Here is a 23364-nt window from a genome sequence, read left to right as displayed (position 1 = left end):
ATATGTCTTTCAATATCGGCCTTAGCGGTCTCTATGCAGCCAACAAACAACTGGACGTGACCGGCAACAACATCGCCAACGTCGCGACCGCCGGTTTCAAATCGTCCCGTGCAGAATTCGAAGACGTCTATTCGGCCACTCGCCTGGGTAGCGGCAGCAAGGTCATCGGCAACGGCGTGCGCCTGGCCAACGTGTCCCAGCAGTTCACTCAGGGTGACATCAACAACACCGGCAACGTGTTGGACATGGGTATCAACGGTTCCGGTTTCTTCACCATGAGCAACAACGGCGCGATCACCTACACCCGTGCCGGTACGTTCAAGGTCGACAATGCCGGTTTCATCACCAACACTGACTACACCTCGCGTCTGCAAGGTTACGGTGTGGACGCTAACGGCAAGATCATCAACGGTGTGTTGACCGACCTGAAGATCGACACTTCAAACCTGGCGCCGAAATCGACTTCGTTGGTGACTTCAAGCATCAACCTGAACTCGTCGGCACCCGTGATCGACGACACAGCCGCGGCAGGCAAGTTCGACCCGGCAAAACTCGAAACCTACACCAAGTCCTTCAGCACGCCTATCTATGACTCTCAGGGCAACTCGCACGTCATGGATCAGTACATGGTGAAAACCGGCCAAAACACCTGGAAAGTCTACACCCTGGTGGACGGGCGCAATCCAGATGCAACCGGCAGCGATCCAACCAAGACCGCCCCGACTGCTTCGACACTGACGTTCGACAGTTCGGGCAATCTCACTCAGGTCAGCACGCCTAACCCGGCAGATCCGACCAAGCCGATCATCAGCAGCGACCTGAAGCTGACCGGCTGGGTACCGGGTACCGTGACCAACGGCACCTTCACGCCAAACGGCGCGTCTGCCAACACCAATGGCGTGACCATATCCATGGCCAAGACCACTCAGTTCAACGCTGACACCGCCCGTTCGATCCCGACTCAGGATGGTTACGCCACTGGTCAGATCACCAACCTGACCATCGACGGCACAGGCACGTTGTTCGCCAACTTCAGCAACAACCAGAGCAAGGCCATCGGCCAGGTTGCGCTGGCCAGCTTCACCAACGAACAAGGCTTGCAGGCGGTCGGCGGTACCAGCTGGAAAGAGACTTTTGCCTCGGGTATCCCGGGTTACGATGCGCCGGAAACCGGTACGCTGGGTTCGATCGCGTCCAACTCGCTGGAAGAGTCCAACGTTAACCTGACCAACGAGCTGGTGGATCTGATCAAGGGCCAGAGCAACTATCAGGCGAACGCCAAGACCATTTCGACCCAGAGCACTATCATGCAGACCATCATTCAGATGACCTGATTGGGTTTACCCGCTTCATGAAAAAGCCGACGCCTTGAGCGTCGGTTTTTTTATGCTTGTGGTTAAACATATTCACGATCGTACCGTTTGTCTGAATTTATGGTGTGGAAGTTGCAGCCCTGCCCGGTAAGGGACCTTGGCGTCAAAACTTCGCACAACCTGCTTCATTGAGCCAGGACACTGTACGGCGATATGGAAATCAGGAAGCTCCTACCAGGTTTTTCAACGTAGTTTCCAACACAAAAACACAAGGACGATGTAATGGCGATAATCAACGGGACCGCTGGTGCCGATAATCTGATCGGTTCTGCGGGCGATGATCAGATACGCGGGTTGGCGGGAAATGATGTTTTGAATGGTGGCGATGGTAATGATCTGTTGATCGGCGGCGATGGCGCCGATCAACTGATTGGCGGCGCAGGTTTCGATATTGCCAGCTATGAAGACGTACCCAACAGCGTTGCGGTAACCCTGAACCTGAAGACGGGTGTGCATACCGGGTATGCAGCGGGCGATACGTTTGTCGGGATCGAGAGTTTCCGTGGTTCAAATTATGACGATACGTTCTTTGCCAGCGCTGCTGCCGACAATCTCGATGGCTACAACGGCAACGACCGGCTGAGCTACTCGCAGTCGGAGCAAGGCGTCAACATCACCATGACCGCTGCACGTTCGGGTACCGGTCTGGGCGGCGACGCTCAGGGCGATACGTTCTCCGATTTCGAAACCATCATCGGCTCGAACTACAACGACGTGTTCACGGCATCGCTGGGTACCACGGCTTTTTACGGCGGTGCTGGCAATGACGTGTACATCATCAACGGCTCGGCCAGCCAGAACGTGGTGGAAATGGCCGGTGGCGGTGATGACGAAGTACGCACCACGCTGAACATCATCACCTTGGCCAATGAGGTCGAGCGTCTGACCTTTACCGGTTCCGGCACCTTCATCGGTCGTGGTAATGCTTCCGACAACGTCATTACCGGCGGTGCCGGCAACGACATCCTGATGGGGGGCGCAGGCGCCGACCAGCTGATTGGCGGCGCAGGTTTCGATATTGCCAGCTATGAAGACGTACCCAACAGCGTTGCGGTAACCCTGAACCTGAAGACGGGTGTGCATACCGGGTATGCAGCGGGCGATACGTTTGTCGGGATCGAGAGTTTCCGTGGTTCAAATTATGACGATACGTTCTTTGCCAGCGCTGCTGCCGACAATCTCGATGGCTACAACGGCAACGACCGGCTGAGCTACTCGCAGTCGGAGCAAGGCGTCAACATCACCATGACCGCTGCACGTTCGGGTACCGGTCTGGGCGGCGACGCTCAGGGCGATACGTTCTCCGATTTCGAAACCATCATCGGCTCGAACTACAACGACGTGTTCACGGCATCGCTGGGTACCACGGCTTTTTACGGCGGTGCTGGCAATGACGTGTACATCATCAACGGCTCGGCCAGCCAGAACGTGGTGGAAATGGCCGGTGGCGGTGATGACGAAGTACGCACCACGCTGAACATCATCACCTTGGCCAATGAGGTCGAGCGTCTGACCTTTACCGGTTCCGGCACCTTCATCGGTCGTGGTAATGCTTCCGACAACGTCATTACCGGCGGTGCCGGCAACGACATCCTGATGGGGGGCGCAGGCGCCGACCAGCTGATTGGCGGCGCAGGTTTCGATATTGCCAGCTATGAAGACGTACCCAACAGCGTTGCGGTAACCCTGAACCTGAAGACGGGTGTGCATACCGGGTATGCAGCGGGCGATACGTTTGTCGGGATCGAGAGTTTCCGTGGTTCAAATTATGACGATACGTTCTTTGCCAGCGCTGCTGCCGACAATCTCGATGGCTACAATGGCAACGACCGGCTGAGCTACTCGCAGTCGGAGCAAGGCGTCAACATCACCATGACCGCTGCACGTTCGGGTACCGGTTTGGGCGGCGACGCTCAGGGCGATACGTTCTCCGATTTTGAAACCATCATCGGCTCGAACTACAACGACGTGTTCATGGCATCACTGGGTACCACGGCTTTTTACGGCGGTGCTGGCAATGACGTGTACATCATCAACGGTTCGGCCAGCCAGAACGTGGTGGAAATGGCCGGTGGCGGTGATGACGAAGTCCGCACCACGCTGAACACCATTACCCTGGCCAACGAAGTCGAGCGTCTGACCTTTACCGGCGTCGGCAACTTCATCGGTCGTGGTAATGCTTCCGACAACATCATCACTGGCGGTGCCGGAAATGACACGTTGTTCGGTGGTGCAGGGGCGGACCAACTCAATGGCGGAGATGGTTTTGATACGGTCAGTTATGCCGATGCCGACAAGGGCGTGAGCCTCAACACTAAAACCGGGATACATACCGGAATTGCTGCTGGCGATGTTTACACCAGTATTGAAGCAATCAGTGGTTCGAATTTCAGTGATGCTTTTGTCGGGGATGCGGGTATAAACCGCTTCGACGGTGGTAGCGGCATGGATATGGTGAGCTTTGCTGACGAAACTGCAGGTATCACCCTTGATTTGGGGGCGCCTGTTTTGACGGGGGCGGCCGCTGGCGATATTTACACCTCGATCGAGATATACCAAGGCACTGCGCAAGCCGACAGCTTTACCGGAAGTGCGGCAGCTGCGGAGAATTTCGTAGGTGGCGCTGGCGCCGATCTACTGACGGGTGTGGGTCGAGGTGATGGCGCCTGGTACTTGACCAGTACTGGCAGCGTTCAGATAAATTTGCTGGATGGCACTGCCGCAGGTGGCGACGCTCAAGGTGACGTACTGATCAACATCGATAATCTGATGGGGTCGTCATTCAATGACACGCTGACAGGCAATGCCTATTCGAACAAGCTTGAGGGTGGAGCGGGTAACGATGTCATCTATGGTGGCGAAGGCGATGACTTTATCTATGGCGGCACTGCCACTGATATCGGTGCATTTGGACTGCTCGCTATCAGCGGCGTCCAGGCCGATACGCTTTACGGTGGCAATGGTAACGACACCATGCGCAGTGCCGATGAAGATACTGGCAGCATTCTCTATGGCGAGGCTGGCAACGACAACATAACCGTGTCGGCAGGGATTGCTTATGGTGGCGACGGCAACGATACCTTGACGGGTACCGGTTACGGCTACGAACTCCAGGGTGGTGCAGGCGTTGATACGTTGAACTTGCGCGGCTCTGGAGATGCCTTCGGTGGAGAGGGCGGTGACACCTATGTCGTGTTCTCGAAAACCATGGTCGGCATCCAGGACACAGGCACTTCGGGGGTAGATACCGTCACCCTCAAGAATATTCAAAGTGTCAGTGATGTGCGGATTGTTCAGAACGACCTTGGCGCCTACATCTTCAATGCCGCCGATCTGCAAAGCGGCAACCTGGACTCCGGCGTATTCCTGAAAGACTGGTACAAGGGGGGGAACACCATTGAAACCTTTTTCACCAACAACGGTGAGTCCTTCACCATTCCTGTCGTAGGGCAAGCGATGATGGAGTCTTTCGCAGTCTGACAAAGGCGTTGCACACATAAAAAAACGGCGAAGCCTGTATTCAGGTCTCGCTGTTTTTTTTGCCGTTTTTTTAGGTTGCCAAAAGAAAACCCCCGACAAACCAGAAGTCTGTCGGGGGTTTTCTTTTGCCTGGAAGCATCAGGCGTCTCGCGACGCCTGGCCCGGCTCAGCTTATTGGCAAGCTTCGCAATCCGGCTCGTCGATCGCGCAAGCCTTTGGCACTGGAGCTGGACCTGCCGGAGCTGCCAGAACCGAATCGTCGCCGTGGTTGCCGCCGCTGGAAACAGCGTTCAGCTTGCCGGTGTTGATGGTCGACTTCTCGGTGCTGGTCGCGGCCAGGGCACGGAGGTAGTAAGTGGTTTTCAGACCACGGTACCAGGCCATGCGGTAGGTCACGTCGAGTTTCTTGCCCGAGGCGCCGGCGATGTACAGGTTCAGCGACTGGGCCTGGTCGATCCACTTCTGACGACGGCTGGCGGCGTCAACGATCCACTTGGTGTCCACTTCGAACGCGGTCGCGTAGAGCTCTTTGAGTTCTTGCGGGATGCGCTCAATCTGCTGAACCGAACCGTCGTAGTACTTCAGGTCGTTGATCATGACCGAGTCCCACAGACCGCGCGCCTTGAGGTCGCGAACCAGGTACGGGTTGATCACGGTGAATTCGCCCGACAGGTTCGATTTCACATACAGGTTCTGGTAGGTCGGTTCGATCGACTGCGATACGCCGGTGATGTTGGCGATGGTCGCGGTCGGTGCGATGGCCATGATGTTGGAGTTACGAATGCCTTTCTGTACACGGGCGCGAACCGGTGCCCAGTCCAGGGTTTCGTTCAGGTCAACGTCGATGTACTTCTGGCCACGTTGCTCGATCAGGATCTGTTGCGAATCCAGTGGCAGGATGCCTTTGGACCACAGTGAACCGTTGAAGGTCTCGTAGGCACCACGCTCGTCTGCCAGGTCGCAGGACGCCTGGATCGCGTAGTAGCTGACCGCTTCCATCGACTTGTCGGCGAACTCGACGGCAGCGTCGGAACCGTAAGGGATGTGCTGCAGGTACAGCGCGTCCTGGAAGCCCATGATGCCCAGACCGACCGGACGGTGGCGGAAGTTGGAGTTCTTCGCTTGCGGCACCGAGTAGTAGTTGATGTCGATCACGTTGTCGAGCATGCGCACGGCGGTGTTCACGGTGCGTTGCAGCTTGGCGGTGTCCAGCTTGCCGTCGACGATGTGGTTCGGCAGGTTGATCGAGCCCAGGTTGCAAACGGCGATCTCGTCCTTGTTGGTGTTCAAGGTGATCTCGGTGCACAGGTTCGAGCTGTGAACCACGCCGACGTGCTGCTGCGGGCTACGCAGGTTGCACGGGTCTTTGAAAGTCAGCCATGGGTGGCCGGTTTCGAACAGCATGGAGAGCATTTTGCGCCACAGGTCTTTGGCCTGGATGGTCTTGAACAGCTTGACCTTGCCCGGGTACTCGGTCAGGGCTTCGTAGTACTCGTAGCGCTCTTCGAAGGCTTTACCGGTCAGGTCGTGCAGGTCCGGCACTTCGGAAGGCGAGAACAGGGTCCACTTGCCGTCATCGAAGACACGCTTCATGAACAGGTCAGGGATCCAGTTGGCGGTGTTCATGTCGTGGGTACGACGACGATCATCACCGGTGTTCTTGCGCAGTTCGATGAACTCTTCGATGTCCATGTGCCAGGTTTCCAGGTAGGCACACACAGCGCCTTTGCGCTTGCCACCCTGGTTAACGGCTACAGCGGTGTCGTTCACCACTTTCAGGAACGGAACCACGCCTTGCGACTTGCCGTTGGTGCCTTTGATGTACGAACCCAGGGCGCGCACAGGGGTCCAGTCGTTGCCCAGGCCGCCAGCGAATTTGGACAACATGGCGTTGTCGTGGATCGCGTGGTAGATGCCCGACAGGTCGTCCGGAACGGTGGTCAGGTAGCAGCTCGACAGCTGTGGACGCAGGGTGCCGGCGTTGAACAGGGTCGGAGTCGAAGCCATGTAGTCGAACGAGGACAGCAGGTTGTAGAACTCGATCGCACGGTCTTCTTTCTGCTTCTCTTCGATCGCCAGGCCCATGGCCACGCGCATGAAGAAGATCTGCGGCAGTTCGAAACGCACGCCATCCTTGTGGATGAAGTAACGGTCGTACAGGGTCTGCAGGCCCAGGTAGGTGAATTGCTGATCGCGCTCGTGGTTGATCGCCTTGCCCAGTTTTTCCAGGTCGAAGGTGGCCAGCACAGGGTTCAGCAGTTCGAACTCGATACCTTTGGCGATGTAAGCCGGCAGTGCCTTGGCGTACAGGTCGGCCATTTCGTGGTGAGTGGCGCTCTCGGCCACACCCAGGAAACCCAGACCTTCGGCACGCAGGGTGTCCATCAGCAGGCGGGCGGTGACGAACGAGTAGTTCGGCTCACGTTCAACCAGGGTACGCGCGGTCATCACCAGCGCGGTGTTGACGTCGTTCAGGGCCACGCCGTCGTACAGGTTTTTCAGGGTTTCGCGCTGGATCAGGTCGCCGTCGACTTCAGCCAGGCCTTCGCAGGCTTCGGTGACGATGGTGTTCAGGCGGCCCATGTCCAGCGGCGCGAGGCTGCCATCGGCACGGGTGATGCGGATCGACGGGTGCGCATTGACTGCCGCTTCGACCGGGGCGTGGGCAGCGCGTTCTTTCGAGCGGCCGTCACGGTAGATCACGTAGTCACGAGCGACTTTCTGCTCGCCGGCACGCATGAGGGCTAGTTCGACCTGGTCCTGGATCTCTTCGATGTGGATGGTGCCGCCCGAAGGCATGCGACGCTTGAAGGTCGCGGTGACTTGTTCGGTCAGGCGGGCAACGGTGTCGTGGATTCGCGACGAAGCGGCAGCGGTGCCGCCCTCAACTGCGAGAAACGCTTTGGTGATAGCGACGGTGATCTTGTCATCGGTGTAAGGAACGACAGTGCCATTGCGCTTGATCACGCGCAGTTGACCAGGCGCGGTGGCGGCCAGATCCGAATTCGAATCGGCGGCCTGCGGCAAGGTGCCCTGCGGGTTCTCGCGAGTTGTGTCGGTTTGCATGGGGGGTGATCTCCACATTCTCTATGTTTGTTTGGGCACCATCATGGTGCTCACCGTTCTGGTCCGAAGCACTACAACCGACGGGCGTCGGGCATAACAACTTCGGACCAGTAGGAAAAAGGCTAATGACGCCGCATCCTTGCCGAAGTTTTTGGCTGCGAGCCAGGGCTCGAGCCGGATTCCTTCCCGGATGACAGTAATGACTGCAACACCCGTACCGTTCCGGTCGTTTCCAACCTGAAAAACGGCGCCATCCGCAAGTGCGGTTTGGGCTTTGAAAAACTTGCTTGGTTCAACCGGAAACAGGCAATAAAGCGCTTGAGTTTCAGGTCCGAAATGTGGTTGGGCGTTTGAGCGGAAAACCCTATATGTAGGGTCTCTCCTTGCGCCGTGCTACAAGATAATGCGTTTCGAGGGGGCTTGCAACGTACTAGCTGTGGATAAACCTGTGCGTAAATTGTGTAAGAAACCAGGAAATCCCGTGTAGGCCGCGAACCTGCTGAGCTAGACCGTTTGTCACTGGTTTTCACCCGGGAAAAACGCTTCAGCGGATTTTTAAGGGCGCGAACCCTATCACAAAAAACCGCCTTGTCCGAACGCATTTGCCGACTTGTGTTCTGGTTGTACGCCGTTTATACAATCGGGCAGTGTTTACCCATTCTTATCCTCCCGAAAGATGACAAAAAGACGGGAGGATCTACAACTGTGGGAGCGAGCCTGCTCGCGAAAGCGTTGGATCAGCCAACATTGATGCTGAACCTGCCGACGCATTCGCGAGCAGGCTCGCTCCCACATGGATTGTGCTGCGTCGTACGGTTCTTCCTTTATTAATAAAAACAGCAAGCAGAGGTCACCGGTGGAGCAAGAAGCCTGGCAGGTATTGATAGTCGAGGACGACCAGCGTCTGGCCGAACTCACCCGCGAATACCTGCAAGCCAATGGATTGCGCGTGGAGATCGAAGGTAACGGCGCGCTGGCGGCGGCGCGGATCATCAAGGAGCAGCCGGATCTGGTGATCCTCGACCTGATGCTACCCGGCGAAGACGGCCTGAGCATTTGCCGCAAGGTGCGCGACCGTTACGACGGCCCGATCCTGATGCTCACCGCGCGCACCGACGATGCTGACCAGATTCAAGGCCTCGACCTCGGCGCTGATGATTACGTATGCAAACCGGTGCGCCCACGGCTGTTGCTCGCGCGCATTCAGGCTTTGCTGCGACGCAGCGACACAGCCGAGCCAATCGTGGAAAAAAGCCGTCGCCTGCAATTCGGCCCGCTGGTGGTGGACAACGCCTTGCGCGAAGCCTGGCTCAGCGACAGCGGCATCGAACTGACCAGCGCCGAATTCGACCTGCTCTGGCTGCTGGTGTCGAATGCCGGGCGGATCCTCTCTCGCGAAGAAATCTTCACTGCGTTGCGCGGCATCGGTTACGACGGCCAGGATCGTTCGATCGATGTGCGCATCTCGCGCATTCGCCCGAAAATCGGTGATGACCCCGACCATCCGCGGCTGATCAAGACCATCCGCAGCAAAGGCTATCTGTTCGTCCCTGAAGCCTGTGTGGATCTGGCGCTGTGAATTCGATCTTCCTGCGCATCTATGGCGGCATGTGCGCGGCGCTGATTCTGGTGGCGGTGCTCGGTGTGCTGGCACTGCACCTGCTCAATCAGGTGCGCAGCGAGCAATACCGCGAGCGCCTGGCCCACGGCACGTTCTCTCTGATGGCCGACAACCTGCAACCGATGAATGAAACCGAGCGCCATCGGGCGTTGCTGGTCTGGGAGCGTCTGCTGGGGATTCCGCTGGCACTGAAGAAGTTTTCCGAGACCGATCTGGATCTCTCTCAGCGCGCCCGGGTGCAGCGCGGTCAGGCCTTGGTGGAGCAGACCGGCCCGCATGCGGCGCGAGTCTATCGGCTGGTCAGCGACAAGGAACAGCTGCTGCTGACCGGTGACGTACAACAGATCAGCGAGCAATTGGCCCGCGCGACTATTTATCTGTTGGCCGATGAACTGGTACGGGTGCCGGTCGGCGAACAGCCCAAACGACTGGCGCAGTTAAAGGAAGAGAAAGGCTTCGGTTTTGATCTGCGGCTGGTCACGGTCAACGAGGCCGACATGGACGAAGACCAGAGCCGCCGGGTGTCCGAGGGCGATACAGTGATGGCGCTGGGCAAGGGCGGGGATTCGATCCGGGTGTTTGCCGGCATGGTCGGCACGCCGTGGGTGCTGGAGATCGGCCCGCTGTATCAGATGAATCCGTATCCGCCGCAATGGCTGGTGTTGATCGCTGCCTTGGGCCTGAGCCTGATCGGTCTGATCGTTTATCTGTTGGTGCGTCAGCTCGAACGGCGTTTGCGCGGCCTCGAAGCCGCGGCCACACGCATCGCCAAGGGCAGCCTGGAAACCCGCGTGCCGGCCCGCGGTGCTGACTCGGTCGGGCGGCTGGCGGCGGCGTTCAACGGCATGGCCGAGCATCTGCAGCAGTTGCTGGCGATCCAGCGCGAGCTGGTGCGCGCGGTGTCCCACGAACTACGCACGCCAGTGGCGCGCCTGCGTTTCGGGCTGGAGATGATCGGCTCGGCCACCACCCCGCAGGCGCTGGAGAAGTACCGCGAGGGTATGGATCACGACATCGAGGATCTCGATAAGCTGGTGGACGAAATGCTCACTTACGCGCGGCTGGAGCAGGGTTCACCGGCACTGACCTTTCAGCGCATTGACCTCGATGCGCTGGTCAATCAGGTGATCGCAGAACTGGCGCCGTTGCGTGCTGAGGTCACGGTGCAGCGCGGGTTGTGCCTGTCAGCGGCGGACAACGATGGCGCCTGGGTCGAAGCCGAGCCGCGCTTCCTGCATCGGGCGTTGCAGAATCTGGTGAGCAACGCGATGCGCCATGCACGCTCTAACGTCACGGTGAGTTATCAGGTCGGGCAGTTGCGCTGCCGGGTCGATGTCGAGGATGACGGGCCGGGTGTGCCGGAGTCGGCGTGGGAACGGATCTTCACGCCGTTCCTACGTCTGGATGACAGCCGCACCCGGGCCTCTGGTGGGCATGGGCTGGGGCTGTCGATTGTGCGGCGGATCATCCACTGGCATGACGGTCGGGCGCTGATCAACAAGAGCAAAAGTCTGGGTGGGGCTTGTTTCAGTCTGAGTTGGCCGAGGAATCAGGAGCGCCGTTGAGTTTTGTGTCAGCAGAAATGACGCCTTCGCGAGCAAGCCCGCTCCCACAGGGGAATGCATTTCAAGGGTGGGAGCGGGCTTGCTCGCGAAGGCGGTGCAACAGTCGCCGAAAAATCTTCAGGCCGGAATGCTGACCAGACTCAACAACTGCCCATCCTGCACACCAAATTGCGCCTCCAGCTCGGTGCCATGACGCCATTCGCCCGACAAGTCAGTCAGCAAACGCAACCGGATCTGACCCTGCTCCGTCCACTCCAGCACCTCGGCGTGCTCGAAGTAGAAGCGCTTCTGCACAATCGGATACAGCGCCTTGAACAGGCTCTCTTTCACCGAAAACGTCAGGGTCACGCACAACGCCAGTTGTTCCCGCGCACCGGCGGCCATGCGTTGCAGCTCCGGCGGCGTCAGAATCTCCCCGGCCAGGCGTTCGGCGCGCTCGGTCTCGAGCAGGTTTTCCAGATCCATGCCCAAGCCGCGCCAGTGCCGCTTGTTGGCGACAATCGCCGCCGCGTGTCCGGTGCTGTGAGTGATCGAGCCGCAGATGTGCGCCGGCCACACCGGTGCGCGGTCTTCGCCAATCGGCGGAATCACGTTTGAGCCTTCCAGTTGCTGCAGCGCGGCCCGGGCGCAGATTCGTCCGGCAAGAAACTCGGCCTGCCGTTTGGCCACCGAGCGCTGAATGCTCGGCGGCGGCTCGATGGCGCTGCGCTGGAAGTCATCGCCGAGCAGTTGCTTCGGGTCGAAACGGGTACTGAGCAGCACGGTCTCGGGCAACACGTTGGGCAACGGCCAATGGGCGTCGAGCGGGGTGCAGCAGGCGGGGAGGGGCGGGCTGGAATTCATGGCGGGCATTTTGCCGATTCGCAGGGGCAAGGTCGAGATCGGCGGTGCGGCTTTCGCGAGCAGGCTCGCTCCCACATTTGGAACGCATTCCCATGTGGGAGCGAGCCTGCTCGCGAAGGCCGCGCTGCAATCTATCTGATCAGCCAAAGATTTTCTGGAAGAACGCCTTCATGTCCGCCCAGGATTTTTCATCGGCCGCCTTGTTGTAACCTATATCCGGGCCACCGTGTTCACCATGGCTCAAGCGATCGGCATCCGGATTGGTGAAGCCATGTTTGGCGCCGTCGAGGCTGACGAACTTATAGTCGGCGCCGGCCTTGTCCATTTCAGATTTGAACGCGGTGACGTTGTCCGGGGTGACCATGCTATCCAGCGCACCGTGCTCGACCAGAATCTTCGCCTTCACACTGCCGGGCGTCGCCGGGGTGGTGGTCGCCAGCGCACCGTGGAAACTCACCACGCCCGCCAGCGGCTCGCCCTGACGCGCGGCGTTGAGCACCACGCCACCGCCGAAGCAGTAACCGATGGCGGCGATTTTATTGACGTCGGTCTGCGGCTGCTTTTTCAGCAGGTTCAACCCGGCCTCGAAACGTTTGCTGGAGGCCGCAGCATCCTGGGTCGCGGCCTGCATGAACGCCATCGCATCCTTGGGATGTTCGGTGTTCTTGCCTTCGCCATACATGTCGATCGCCAGCGCGCTGTAGCCCAGTTCGGCGAGGTCGCGGGCGCGACGTTTGGCGTAATCGTTAAGGCCCCACCATTCATGCACCACGACGACTCCCGGGCGTTTGCCCTTGATCGCGTCGTCATAGGCGTAGTAGCCGATCAGCTTGGTGCCGTCGGCACTCTGGTAGGGAATCTCCTGAGTCTTGATCGCGGCGTTGGCCAGATTGCTGGCGGCGAGCAAGACGAGGGCGAGGAACAGGCGCATGGTCGGTCTCCTTATCGAAAGTGGTCAGGACAGCCTAGTCGATTTGATTCAGCGCAGGTTCAGAGAGTGTTCAGGGCAGGTACAGGGGCGGGTCAGTAACCTTGCGCCATACCCAAACAGCACTGTGAAAGAGGAAACGCGATGAATCGTCTAAACAAACTGCTGCTGGCTTTTACCTTGTTGGGCTCCAGCCTTGCGGCACATGCCGATGACACCAGCAACTTCGCCGGCCTGACCTTTGGCCAGACCAGTGACAAGGTTAAAAAATCCCACGCGCTGAACGACAACCTTGGCCACCCGGACGCCAGCGGCGCAATCGACGGCAACAACACTTACGGCGTACGCCTCGGTCAGCAAAACTCGCAAGGTCGTTACTACGCGACCTACGACAACGTGTCCGGTTCGCACAATGGCATTAAACTGCGCCAGGAAAACCTGCTGGGCAGCTACGATCTGTTCTATCCAGTGGGCGGCAGCATCAAATTGTTCGGTGGCGCCACGGCCGGTTTGACCAAGCTGACTCAGGATTCGCCAGGCTACAGCCGCGACAGTGACATCGGTTACGCCGTCGGTGGCCAGTTCGGTGTGCTGCAACAAGTGGCGCAGAACGTTTCGGTGGAACTCGGTTACCGTTACCTGATGAGCAACGCCAGCACTGAAATGAAAGAAAGCGGTGGCAGCAAGCAAGGCTCGCTGGACTTGACCAGCAGCGCCCAGACTTACCTGTCGGCGAACTACGCTTTCTAAAGCGCGGTTCGTTCTAGACCCTGTGGGAGCGAGCTTGCTCGCGAAAGCGGTCTATCAGTCGACAACAATGTTGGCTGATACATCGCCTTCGCGAGCAAGCCCGCTCCCACAGGTGCGTTGTTGGAGTTTTTGATTTACCCGGGAGAGCGTTATGAAACTGTTGGTCGTCGAAGATGAAGCGCTGTTGCGCCATCACCTGCAAACCCGCCTGACGGAGAGCGGTCACGTGGTCGAGTCCGTGGCCAATGCCGAAGAGGCGCTGTACCAGACCGGGCAGTTCAACTTCGATCTGGCGGTGATTGACCTCGGTCTGCCGGGCATGGGCGGTCTGGACCTGATCCGCCAGTTGCGCTCGAGCGGCAAGACCTTTCCGATCCTGATCCTCACCGCGCGCGGCAATTGGCAGGACAAGGTCGAAGGCCTCGCCGCCGGTGCCGACGACTACGTGGTCAAGCCGTTCCAGTTCGAGGAACTCGACGCGCGCCTGAATGCCTTGCTGCGTCGCTCCAGCGGCTTCACCCAGTCGACCATCGTCGCCGGGCCGCTGTTGCTGGACCTCAATCGCAAGCAGGCGTCGCTGGATGAAGAGCCGCTGGCACTGACCGCCTACGAATACCGCATCCTCGAATACCTGATGCGCCACCACCAGCAAGTGGTGCCCAAGGATCGCCTGATGGAGCAGCTCTATCCGGATGACGACGAGCGCGATCCGAACGTGATCGAAGTGCTGGTCGGCCGTCTGCGCCGCAAGCTCGAAGGACCGGGCGGGTTCAAGCCGATCGACACCGTGCGCGGTCTTGGCTACTTGTTCAATGAGCGCTGCACTTGATTCGTTCTCTTCGCGTTCGCTTGATGCTCGCCGCCACCACGTTGGCGGTGTTGTTCATGCTCGGCTTGCTGCCGGCCATGCAGGGCGCGTTCAGCCTGGCGTTGCAGGACTCGATCGAGCAGCGCCTGGCCTCGGACGTCACCACGCTGATCTCGGCGGCACGCGTCGACAGTGGCCATCTGGTGATGCCGGCGCAGCTGCCGGATGAGCGCTTCAACCTCACCGACAACCGCCTGCTCGGCTACATCTACGACCGCGAAGGCAAACTGGTCTGGCGCTCGAAAGGCACGCAGGAAGAGCAGATCAACTACAAGCCGCGTTACGACGGCATGGGCAACGAGTTCGCGCGGATCCGCGAGAGCAATGGCCAGGAGTTCTTCGTCTACGACGTCGAAGTCAAACTGCTGGGCGGTAAAAGTGCCGCGTTCAGCATCGTCGCTCTGCAACCGGTGCGCGAATACGAAAATACCCTCGAAGGCCTGCGCGAAAATCTCTACCTGGGCTTTGGCGCCGCATTGCTGGTGCTGCTGGCGTTGTTGTGGATCGGCCTGACCTGGGGTCTCAAGGCGCTGCGTCGGCTCAGTCAGGAACTCGACGAGATCGAAAGCGGCACCCGCGAAAGTCTCACCGAACAGCACCCGCGCGAACTGCTGCGCCTGACCGGCTCGCTCAACCGTTTGCTGCACAGTGAGCGCCAGCAGCGCAGCCGCTACCGTGACTCCCTCGATGATCTGGCGCACAGCCTGAAAACCCCGTTGGCGGTGTTGCAAGGGGTCAGCGAAGACATGGCCCAACGCCCGGAAGATCGCGATCAGGCCTGGGTGCTGCAAACCCAGATCGAGCGCATGAGTCAGCAGATCAGCTATCAACTGCAACGGGCCAGCCTGCGCAAAAGCGGTCTGGTGCGCCATCAGGTGCGGCTGCAACCGGTGCTCAAAAGCCTGTGCGACACGCTGGACAAGGTCTACCGCGACAAACACGTGCGGGTGGCCTTCGATCTGCCGGAGCACTGTTACGTGCCGATCGAGCAGGGCGCGCTGCTGGAGATGATGGGCAACCTGCTGGAAAACGCCTATCGCCTGTGCCTGGGCGAAGTGCGCATCAGCGTGCGCGAGACCCTCGCCGGCATCGAGTTGTGCATCGAAGACGACGGCCCCGGTGTGCCGCCGAATCAGCGCGCGCGGATCCTTGAGCGCGGTGAGCGTCTGGATCGCCAGCATCCGGGGCAGGGCATCGGGCTGGCGGTGGTCAAGGACATCATCGAAAGCTACAACGCCAAGCTGATGCTCGGGGATTCGCCGATGGGCGGGGCGGCGTTCAGGATTCAGTTTCCTGCGGTTTAGGTGTTGGCTGTTCTGACGTCATCGCGAGCAGGCTCACTCCTACAAGGGGAATGCATTTCAAATGTAGGAGTGAGCCTGCTCGCGATAGCGCCAGTCAGTTCAGCGCGGGTCTTACTGCTCTTGCGCCCGATACGCCCCCGGTGTCAGCCCGGTCCATTTCTTGAACGCCCGGTGAAACGCCGACGGTTCGGAAAATCCCAACTGCTCGGCAATCTGTTGCAACGACAGATCCGCCCGTCCCAGATGATAGATCGCGATGTCGCGGCGCAACTGATCCTTCAATTCCTGAAAACTGCTGCCTTCCTCACGCAGATGCCGACGCAGGGTTTGCGGGCTGATGTGCAGCTGCGCGGCCACCGCTTCGAGGTCCGGCCAGTGCGCACTGTCGCGGCTGAGCAAGCGGCGCAGGCGACTGCTGAGGCTGTCGCCGTCGTCCGGGCGCGATAGCAGGTCGGCGGGTGAGCGTTCGAGAAAGTGCTTGAGGGTGCGTTCGTCCTGCAACAGCGGCATGTGTAGATAGCGACTGTGAAACAGCAGGCTGCTCTGCTGGGCGGAAAACACCAAAGGGCAGGGGAATAACAGGTCGTACTCGGCACCGTGCGCCGGTTTCGGATAACTGAAGGTGGCCTGCTCCAGACGAATCCGCTGGCCGATCAGCCAACTGCCGAGGCGATGCCAGATCACCAGCAGGCTCTCGCTGAGAAAGTGATCCGGGTCCCATAACTGCGAGTCATCAAGGCTCAGGCGCACCCATTCGTCTTCGCGGCTCAGGCTCAGGCGCGGAGCCTCGGGGAATAGGCTATAAAACAATAAACCGCGTTGCAGTGCCTTCTCCAGATTGCGGCAGTGGATCAGCGCGTGGCACATCATCGCGAAGCTGCCGGGCTTGCTTGGCGCATTGCCGAAACCCAGGTATTCGTCATCCAGCGCCAGCCACAGGCTCTGGATCAGTTGGGTGAATTGCTCCGGGGCGATGCGCGCCCGAGGTTCATCGAGCAATTCGGGACTGATGCCCAGTTGCTGCAGCAGCGGCGCATAGTCGAACCCCGAACGGCGTGCGCCACCAAGGGCGGCGCGGGCGAAATGACTGGCGATGGTACGTTCGCGCATAAGCGGCAGATCCTTCCTCAGACGCCGGATGGTAGCCGGGGCATGCGCAGGGCAACAAGGCGGATTTCCGCCAAATTGTAGGACGAGATCCGCTGACTTGGCGGAAATCCGCCACACTGGCGTCACCGGGCAGTGACAAAAATTAGCCTGCATCCCCTGATATCAAAAGGCTTGCAGCAAATTGCACCAAAGTGGCACGGCGTTTGCGATAAGAGCGACAGAAGTGTGCGTCTATTCCGCTGGAATAGCGCCGCTCCAACAACAAATCCCTCCAGTGCAGGAGGGTTCGCAATTCAGGTTCTGCGCCCAACAGATGGATGTTGCCCGCGGGACGCTTGAGGACACTTGCAATGACGACTCGTCAGCCACTGTACAAATCCCTGTATTTCCAGGTGATCGTCGCGATCATCATCGGTATTGCCCTTGGTCACTACTACCCGCAGTTCGGTGTGGCGGTAAAGCCACTGGGTGACGGGTTCATCAAGCTGATCAAAATGATCATCGCCCCGATCATCTTCTGCACCGTGGTCAGCGGCATCGCTGGCATGCAAAGCATGAAGTCGGTCGGCAAGACCGGCGGTTACGCACTCCTGTACTTCGAAATCGTTTCGACCATCGCCCTGCTGGTGGGCCTGATCGTGGTCAACATCGTGCAGCCGGGCAACGGCATGCACATCGACGTCAGCACCCTGGACGCCTCGAAAGTCGCGACCTACGTGCAGCAAGGTGCAGACCAGAGCGTAGTCGGCTTCCTGCTCAACGTGATCCCGACCACCATCGTCGGCGCGTTCGCTACCGGTGACATCCTGCAAGTGCTGATGTTCTCGGTGATCTTCGGTTTCGCCCTGCATCGCCTGGGTGACTATGGCCGTCCGATCCTCGACTTCATCGATCGCTTCGCCCACGTGATGTTCAACATCATCAACATGATCATGAAGCTCGCGCCAATCGGTGCCTTCGGCGCGATGGCGTTCACCATCGGTGCTTACGGTGTCGGCTCGCTGGTGCAGCTGGGTCAACTGATGGCCTGCTTCTACATCACCTGCCTGGCCTTCATCCTGATCGTGCTGGGTGCCATCGCCCGCATGCACGGCTTCAGCGTGCTGAAGATGATCCGCTACATCCGTGAAGAACTGCTGATCGTACTCGGTACCTCGTCCTCGGAATCGGTACTGCCACGCATGCTGATCAAGATGGAGCGTCTGGGCGCGAAGAAATCCGTCGTGGGTCTGGTGATCCCGACCGGTTACTCGTTCAACCTCGACGGTACCGCGATCTACCTGACCATGGCTGCAGTGTTCATTGCTCAGGCCACCGACACGCACATGGACATCACCCATCAGATCACCCTGCTGGTGGTGTTGCTGCTGTCTTCCAAAGGTGCCGCCGGTGTGACCGGTTCGGGCTTCATCGTGCTGGCCGCCACTCTGTCGGCGGTCGGTCACCTGCCGGTGGCCGGTCTGGCGCTGATCCTCGGTATCGACCGCTTCATGTCCGAAGCCCGCGCCCTGACCAACCTGGTCGGCAACGCCGTGGCGACCATCGTGGTTGCCAAGTGGGTGAAAGAGCTGGACACCGACGTGCTGCAATCCGAGCTGGCTTCGGGCGGTCGCGGTATCGCCGATACCCGTCCGGAAGATGACCTGGGTGTGGCTGAAGGTGCTACTCCGAGCAACGTCAAGTAATCTGAATTGGCTCCAGTGTAATGCTGGAGTCTGAGAGCCCTTGTGGTGAGGGGATTCATCCCCGATGGGTCGCGAAGCGGCCCCTTCTTAGATAGAAGGGGACTGCTGCGCAGTCCATCGGGGATGAATCCCCTCGCTACAGGGGTTTTTTATTGCCTGCGATTTGAGCATTACGGTCACTGCCGCTGATGCATCCGGTGATTGCCGTGTGCGGCAGCGCTGCCTAGGCTGGGTGCATCGCCCAAGGAGATCGCCCATGTCCGCGCCGCTGGCCTCACTGAAGATTCTGGATTTCTCGACCCTGCTGCCAGGGCCATTCGCCTCGCTGTTGCTGGCGGACATGGGCGCCGAAGTGCTGCGCATCGAATCGCCAACGCGCATGGACCTGCTGCGGGTGCTGCCGCCGCATGATCAAGGTGTGTCAGCCAGCCACGCTTACCTCAATCGCAACAAGCGCAGTCTGGCGCTGGACCTCAAACAGCCTGAGGCGCTGGAGGTGGTCAGGCAGTTGCTGGCCGACTACGACATCGTCCTCGAGCAGTTTCGGCCCGGTGTGATGGAGCGCCTGGGTCTGGGTTACGAGGCACTGAAGGCGATCAACCCGAAGCTGATTTACGTGTCGATCACCGGCTATGGCCAGACCGGGCCGTACAAGGATCGCGCCGGGCATGACATCAACTACCTGGCGCTGGCCGGTCTTTCCAGTTACACCGGCCGCGCCGACAGCGGGCCGTTGCCGCTGGGCATGCAGGTGGCGGATATCGCGGGTGGTTCGCTGCATGGGGTGATCGGCCTGCTGGCGGCGGTCATCGCCCGGCAGCAGACCGGGCAGGGCACGCATCTGGACGTGAGCATGACCGATTGCGCCTTCAGCCTGAACGCCATGGCCGGTGCCGGCTATCTGGCCTGTGGCGACGAACCGCATTGGGAAGAGCTGATGCTCAATGGCGGCAGCTTCTACGACTACTACCGCTCCCGCGACGGGCGCTGGTTGTCGGTAGGCAGTCTTGAGCCGGGGTTCATGCAGCAGCTGTGTACGGCGTTGGGCCGGCCGGAGCTGGCGGCGCAGGGCTTGTCGCCGAAACCCGAGCAGCAACGGTTATTGAAGGATGCGCTGAAAGTTGAATTCGAGAAGCACGACTTTGCCGAGCTGCGCGCGTTGTTTGCCGAGGTCGATGCCTGTGTCGAACCGGTCTTGAACCTGAGCGAGGCGGTGCAGCATCCGCAGTTGCAGGCGCGGGAACTGGTGACCCAGGTGCCGCGTGGCGACGGTACGACCCAGGCGCAGATTGCCTGTCCGCTGAAATTCTCCGAAGCGCTGCCGGCGCCGCGGCATGTCGGGGCGGGGTTGGGGCAGCATACTGAGCAGGTGTTGGGGGAGTTGGGCTTTGATGCTGAGCGGATTGCTCAATTGCGGGCGGCCAAGGTAATTCTCTAGCGCCTGGCTGGGCCTCATCGCGAGCAGGCTCACTCCTACAGGTGGAACGCTTTCAATTGTAGGAGTGAGCCTGCTCGCGATGGGGCCAGTCGGGACAATACAAAAAACGACTATTCCACCCGCATCTCACCACTGAACACCAAGGTGTTGCGACAACGCCGGCACAAATACCGTCGCCCTTGGCGCACCAGGCTATGACGCTGCGCCGAAAACGGAAAATCACTGTCGGCGCACGGGCATTTGTAGATGTAGCGGGTCACGCTGCGGCGTTTGATTGCGTAGGTATGGCAACGATCCGGCGGCAGCTCGTAAACCCCGCGCATGATCAGTTGCCACTCCTCGCCGTGCGGCTGGATGCGGTCGCCGAACAGTTGGTGGGCGATCAGGTGCGCGACTTCGTGGGCCACGGTCTGCTTGAGGAAGTGTTCGGTGTTTTCCCGGTACAGCTGCGGGTTGAAGCGCAGCAGGTTCTCGTGCAGATGCGCGACACCGGCTTTTTGCCCGCGCAGCTTGAGGCTGACGACGGGGCGTTGGAAATGACGTTTGAAAAAGGCTTCAGCGAGTTGGTAACAGTCTTCGACGCGGGTATTGAGTTGCTCGGGCATGCTTGATGGATCTCCAGAGGCGTCGAGTATGCCGCAACGTTCCTGACTTGCGAATCGCTGACCTGCCGAATGGTCATCCGCCAAACGAGAAGGCCGCCTTGCGGCGGCCTGTATTGGCAGATCTTGTTTTTCTCGGGGGTGAAACATGTCAGTTGGTATACACCGGCCCCACGCCGAGGCCCCAGACAATCACGGTGAACGCCATGATGGCCACCAGCACCACCAGACCCACCGCCAGCACCGAGCTGGAAAACAGGAAGCCTTCGTCCGACGGAATGTTCATGAACGTCGGCAGCCCGACATACAGCAGGTACACCGTGTAACAGATGGCCGCCGTGCCGACGATCATCCCCAGCCACATGTGCGGATACAGCGCCGCCAGCCCGCCGACGAACAACGGCGTCGCGGTGTAGGTGGCGAATGCCACGCAACGGGCCAGACTCGGGTTGGCGTCATAGGTGCGGGCCATCCAGTGCACGAAGGCGCCCATCACCGCGACCCCGCCGAGCATCGCCAGGTACGACATGATGGTCATCCACAGTGCGCTTTCGAAGGTCAGCATCACCGGTGCGCGGTTGCCGATCACCCAGCCGACCTGAGTGGTGCCGATAAACGCCGAAACCGCCGGAATCGCCGCCAGGATCAGCGTGTGCGTCAGGTACATGTGGCTGATGCTTTCCTCTTGGTCGCCACGGATTTCCTTCCATTCCTGATCGGGGTGGGTAAAAAGTCCCACTACGTGATGGATCATGCCAGTCACTCCTCTTGTTATTGCCATCGCCCCCCAACGGAGCGCCTAAGGGCCAAAGGTGGCCGAGCAAATTCAGGTCTTCAGATGTGTGCGACCTTATGTCGCAGTATAGAAAGGACTTAACCGCACAGGGACTAGGGGCTTAGAGCAAATCGCGCTGTAAACCGGCGGGGTAATCGCGTCGGGGTCTGTGCAAACGGGCAATCGAAGGGGCGACAACCTGTGGCCACAACCCCGGTGTTTTTGCGTAAAATGCCCGCCTTTCGTCACACCTCACGGATTTCGCGTCATGGGCACTCTTACGGTCAACCAGAACAAACTGCAAAAGCGCCTGCGCCGCCTGGCCGGCGAAGCGGTCGCCGATTTCAACATGATCGAAGACGGCGACAAGGTCATGGTCTGCCTGTCCGGAGGCAAGGACAGCTACACCATGCTCGACGTGCTGCTGCACCTGCAGAAGGTTGCACCGATCAAGTTCGAGATCGTCGCGGTGAACATGGACCAAAAGCAGCCGGGTTTCCCCGAGCACGTACTGCCGGCCTACCTGAAAGAGCTGGGCGTCGAGTACCACATCGTCGAGAAGGACACTTACTCGGTGGTCAAGGAACTGATCCCGGAAGGCAAGACCACTTGCTCGCTGTGCTCGCGCCTGCGTCGCGGCACGTTGTACACCTTCGCCGACGAAATCGGCGCGACCAAAATGGCCCTCGGTCACCACCGTGACGACATCGTCGAGACGTTCTTCCTCAACATGTTCTTCAACGGCACCCTCAAGGCGATGCCGCCGAAGCTGCGCGCCGACGACGGGCGCAACGTGGTGATCCGTCCGCTGGCCTACTGCAACGAGAAAGACATCCAGGCTTACTCGGACTTCAAGGAATTTCCGATCATCCCGTGCAACCTTTGCGGTTCGCAGGAAAACCTGCAGCGTCAGGTGGTCAAGGAAATGCTTCAGGACTGGGAGCGCAAGACTCCGGGCCGAACTGAAAGCATCTTCCGCAGTCTGCAGAACGTGGTGCCGTCGCAACTGGCCGACCGCAACCTGTTCGACTTCACCAGCCTGAAGATCGACGAAACGGCGGCTTCGCGCTTCGTTAACGTCGTTAACTTGTAAACACCTTCAAATGTGGGAGCGAGCCTGCTCGCGAAAGCGGTGTGTCATTTAACTGATTTGTTGACTGACACTCCGTCTTCGCGAGCAAGCCCGCTCCCACATTGGTTTTTCGTTTTATTCAATAGGAGAGGGCATGCGCGATTACAAGTGGCTGCACGAATACTGTCTGAACCGCTTCGGTTCGGCGGCTGAACTGGAAGCCCATCTGCCCGTTCCCAAGACTCCCGCGCAATTGCGCAAGATCAGCGACGATCGTTACCTCTCGACCATGGCCCTGCGCGTGTTTCGCGCTGGTCTCAAGCACAGCCTGGTGGACGCCAAGTGGCCGGCCTTCGAAGAAGTGTTCTTCAGGTTCGACCCGGAAAAAGTCGTGCTGATGAGCGCCGAACACCTCGAACGCCTGATGCAGGACGCGCGCATCATTCGCCACCTGGGCAAGCTCAAGAGCGTGCCGCGCAATGCGCAGTTCATCCTCGATGTGGAAAAGGACAAGGGCAGCTTCGGCGCGCTGATCGCCGACTGGCCGGTGACCGATATCGTCGGTCTGTGGACCTACCTGAAAAAGCACGGGAGTCAGTTGGGCGGGCTGTCGGCGCCGCGCTTCCTGCGCATGGTCGGCAAGGACAGCTTCGTGCCGAGCTATGACGTGGTCGCCGCGCTGAATGCACAGAAGATCGTCGACAAGGCGCCGACCAGTCTGCGCGATCTGGCGATTGTGCAGAACGCGTTCAATCAGTGGCATGAGCAGAGTGGCGGGCGGCCGATGAGCCAGATTTCGATGATGCTCGCGTACACCGTCAACCATTAAGACCGCGTCGCCCCATTCGCGAGCAGGCTCGCTCCCACAGAGTGAATACATTTCA

The 23364-nt window shown here is 59.5% G+C and carries 17 protein-coding genes; 11 read left to right on the top strand and 6 right to left on the bottom strand.

Going from position 1 to position 23364, the window contains the following annotated elements:
* The first annotated feature begins 2 nt into the window (after positions 1 to 2).
* Both flgE and ACM6I7_RS01020 read left to right on the top strand, forming a co-directional pair.
* Entirely contained in the window at positions 3 to 1334 is a 1332-nt protein-coding gene (gene flgE / locus ACM6I7_RS01025; RefSeq protein ID WP_096796809.1) for a flagellar hook protein FlgE, read from the top strand.
* Positions 1335 to 1595: 261 nt separating this feature from the next.
* A complete protein-coding gene (locus ACM6I7_RS01020; protein ID WP_414887809.1) occupies positions 1596 to 4853 on the top strand; it encodes a beta strand repeat-containing protein in 3258 nt (1085 codons plus the stop codon).
* 171 nt (positions 4854 to 5024) lie between these two features.
* Here ACM6I7_RS01020 and ACM6I7_RS01015 read toward each other — a convergent pair whose 3' ends face one another.
* Entirely contained in the window at positions 5025 to 7919 is a 2895-nt protein-coding gene (locus tag ACM6I7_RS01015; RefSeq protein ID WP_047599692.1) for a ribonucleoside-diphosphate reductase subunit alpha, read from the bottom strand.
* Between the two features lie 856 nt (positions 7920 to 8775).
* Between ACM6I7_RS01015 and ACM6I7_RS01010 the strand changes: the two genes are divergently transcribed.
* Together ACM6I7_RS01010 and ACM6I7_RS01005 are read left to right on the top strand one after the other, a co-directional pair.
* Positions 8776 to 9498 carry a response regulator gene (locus ACM6I7_RS01010; RefSeq protein ID WP_027612283.1) on the top strand — a complete coding sequence of 241 codons (723 nt, stop codon included), beginning with the start codon at positions 8776 to 8778 and terminating at the stop codon, positions 9496 to 9498.
* Positions 9495 to 11105, top strand: a complete 1611-nt coding sequence (locus ACM6I7_RS01005) for an ATP-binding protein (protein WP_096796805.1) — start codon at positions 9495 to 9497, stop codon at positions 11103 to 11105. The genes ACM6I7_RS01010 and ACM6I7_RS01005 overlap by 4 nt, the downstream gene beginning before the upstream one ends.
* Positions 11106 to 11222: 117 nt before the next feature.
* Here the strand turns inward: ACM6I7_RS01005 and ACM6I7_RS01000 are convergent, their stop codons facing one another.
* Complete coding sequence (locus ACM6I7_RS01000; protein ID WP_414887808.1) at positions 11223 to 11948, bottom strand: 4'-phosphopantetheinyl transferase family protein; 726 nt, start codon at positions 11946 to 11948, stop codon at positions 11223 to 11225.
* Positions 11949 to 12087: 139 nt separating this feature from the next.
* Positions 12088 to 12879: a dienelactone hydrolase family protein gene (locus tag ACM6I7_RS00995; RefSeq protein ID WP_346649662.1), complete on the bottom strand. Its 792-nt coding sequence runs from the start codon at positions 12877 to 12879 to the stop codon at positions 12088 to 12090.
* Between the two features lie 141 nt (positions 12880 to 13020).
* Here ACM6I7_RS00995 and ACM6I7_RS00990 point away from each other — a divergent pair, with 141 nt between their 5' ends.
* The 3 genes from ACM6I7_RS00990 (at position 13021) to ACM6I7_RS00980 (ending at position 15798) form a co-directional block, all read left to right on the top strand.
* Positions 13021 to 13626, top strand: coding sequence for a hypothetical protein (locus ACM6I7_RS00990; RefSeq protein WP_414887807.1), 606 nt, complete (start codon positions 13021 to 13023; stop codon positions 13624 to 13626).
* Positions 13627 to 13777: 151 nt separating this feature from the next.
* Positions 13778 to 14455 (top strand): response regulator transcription factor, encoded by a 678-nt coding sequence (locus ACM6I7_RS00985; protein ID WP_027612288.1) that lies wholly within the window; start codon positions 13778 to 13780, stop codon positions 14453 to 14455.
* Entirely contained in the window at positions 14452 to 15798 is a 1347-nt protein-coding gene (locus tag ACM6I7_RS00980; RefSeq protein ID WP_027612289.1) for an ATP-binding protein, read from the top strand. The genes ACM6I7_RS00985 and ACM6I7_RS00980 overlap by 4 nt, the downstream gene beginning before the upstream one ends.
* Before the next feature lie 111 nt (positions 15799 to 15909).
* Here ACM6I7_RS00980 and ACM6I7_RS00975 read toward each other — a convergent pair whose 3' ends face one another.
* Positions 15910 to 16908, bottom strand: coding sequence for an AraC family transcriptional regulator (locus ACM6I7_RS00975; RefSeq protein WP_103368753.1), 999 nt, complete (start codon positions 16906 to 16908; stop codon positions 15910 to 15912).
* Positions 16909 to 17258: 350 nt separating this feature from the next.
* Between ACM6I7_RS00975 and ACM6I7_RS00970 the strand changes: the two genes are divergently transcribed.
* Together ACM6I7_RS00970 and ACM6I7_RS00965 are read left to right on the top strand one after the other, a co-directional pair.
* The gene (locus tag ACM6I7_RS00970) at positions 17259 to 18593 is read left to right on the top strand and encodes a dicarboxylate/amino acid:cation symporter (RefSeq protein ID WP_027612291.1); all 1335 of its coding nucleotides are present in this window, start codon (positions 17259 to 17261) and stop codon (positions 18591 to 18593) included.
* Between the two features lie 256 nt (positions 18594 to 18849).
* The gene (locus ACM6I7_RS00965) at positions 18850 to 20031 is read left to right on the top strand and encodes a CaiB/BaiF CoA transferase family protein (RefSeq protein ID WP_096796801.1); all 1182 of its coding nucleotides are present in this window, start codon (positions 18850 to 18852) and stop codon (positions 20029 to 20031) included.
* Between the two features lie 110 nt (positions 20032 to 20141).
* Here the strand turns inward: ACM6I7_RS00965 and ACM6I7_RS00960 are convergent, their stop codons facing one another.
* The gene (locus tag ACM6I7_RS00960; protein ID WP_003227192.1) at positions 20142 to 20636 is read right to left on the bottom strand and encodes a SprT family zinc-dependent metalloprotease; all 495 of its coding nucleotides are present in this window, start codon (positions 20634 to 20636) and stop codon (positions 20142 to 20144) included.
* Positions 20637 to 20784: 148 nt separating this feature from the next.
* Positions 20785 to 21387: a Yip1 family protein gene (locus tag ACM6I7_RS00955; protein ID WP_016773629.1), complete on the bottom strand. Its 603-nt coding sequence runs from the start codon at positions 21385 to 21387 to the stop codon at positions 20785 to 20787.
* A gap of 289 nt (positions 21388 to 21676) precedes the next feature.
* On the opposite strand from ACM6I7_RS00955, the gene ttcA reads away from it, so the two are divergent.
* The gene (gene ttcA / locus ACM6I7_RS00950; protein WP_041067551.1) at positions 21677 to 22501 is read left to right on the top strand and encodes a tRNA 2-thiocytidine(32) synthetase TtcA; all 825 of its coding nucleotides are present in this window, start codon (positions 21677 to 21679) and stop codon (positions 22499 to 22501) included.
* Positions 22502 to 22634: 133 nt separating this feature from the next.
* Positions 22635 to 23309, top strand: coding sequence for a DNA-3-methyladenine glycosylase I (locus tag ACM6I7_RS00945; protein ID WP_414887806.1), 675 nt, complete (start codon positions 22635 to 22637; stop codon positions 23307 to 23309).
* Positions 23310 to 23364 lie beyond the last annotated feature (55 nt).

It is taken from the genome of Pseudomonas sp. IT-93MI4 (assembly GCF_949767635.1).
GTDB classification, from domain to species: domain Bacteria; phylum Pseudomonadota; class Gammaproteobacteria; order Pseudomonadales; family Pseudomonadaceae; genus Aquipseudomonas; species Aquipseudomonas putida_A.
The sequence above is the reverse complement of the archived record's forward strand: the minus strand, read 5'-3'. Positions and strand labels throughout refer to the sequence as shown.

Coding starts and splice junctions, on each gene's coding strand:
- ACM6I7_RS00970 (WP_027612291.1), top strand. CDS start 17,259: ATGACGACTCGTCAGCCACTGTACAAATCCCTGTATTTCCAGGTGATC.
- ACM6I7_RS00975 (WP_103368753.1), bottom strand. CDS start 16,908: ATGCGCGAACGTACCATCGCCAGTCATTTCGCCCGCGCCGCCCTTGGT.
- ACM6I7_RS00965 (WP_096796801.1), top strand. CDS start 18,850: ATGTCCGCGCCGCTGGCCTCACTGAAGATTCTGGATTTCTCGACCCTG.
- ACM6I7_RS00960 (WP_003227192.1), bottom strand. CDS start 20,636: ATGCCCGAGCAACTCAATACCCGCGTCGAAGACTGTTACCAACTCGCT.
- ACM6I7_RS00985 (WP_027612288.1), top strand. CDS start 13,778: ATGAAACTGTTGGTCGTCGAAGATGAAGCGCTGTTGCGCCATCACCTG.
- ACM6I7_RS00990 (WP_414887807.1), top strand. CDS start 13,021: ATGAATCGTCTAAACAAACTGCTGCTGGCTTTTACCTTGTTGGGCTCC.
- ACM6I7_RS01000 (WP_414887808.1), bottom strand. CDS start 11,948: ATGAATTCCAGCCCGCCCCTCCCCGCCTGCTGCACCCCGCTCGACGCC.
- ACM6I7_RS00945 (WP_414887806.1), top strand. CDS start 22,635: ATGCGCGATTACAAGTGGCTGCACGAATACTGTCTGAACCGCTTCGGT.
- ACM6I7_RS00995 (WP_346649662.1), bottom strand. CDS start 12,879: ATGCGCCTGTTCCTCGCCCTCGTCTTGCTCGCCGCCAGCAATCTGGCC.
- flgE (WP_096796809.1), top strand. CDS start 3: ATGTCTTTCAATATCGGCCTTAGCGGTCTCTATGCAGCCAACAAACAA.
- ACM6I7_RS01015 (WP_047599692.1), bottom strand. CDS start 7,919: ATGCAAACCGACACAACTCGCGAGAACCCGCAGGGCACCTTGCCGCAG.
- ACM6I7_RS01020 (WP_414887809.1), top strand. CDS start 1,596: ATGGCGATAATCAACGGGACCGCTGGTGCCGATAATCTGATCGGTTCT.
- ACM6I7_RS00955 (WP_016773629.1), bottom strand. CDS start 21,387: ATGATCCATCACGTAGTGGGACTTTTTACCCACCCCGATCAGGAATGG.
- ttcA (WP_041067551.1), top strand. CDS start 21,677: ATGGGCACTCTTACGGTCAACCAGAACAAACTGCAAAAGCGCCTGCGC.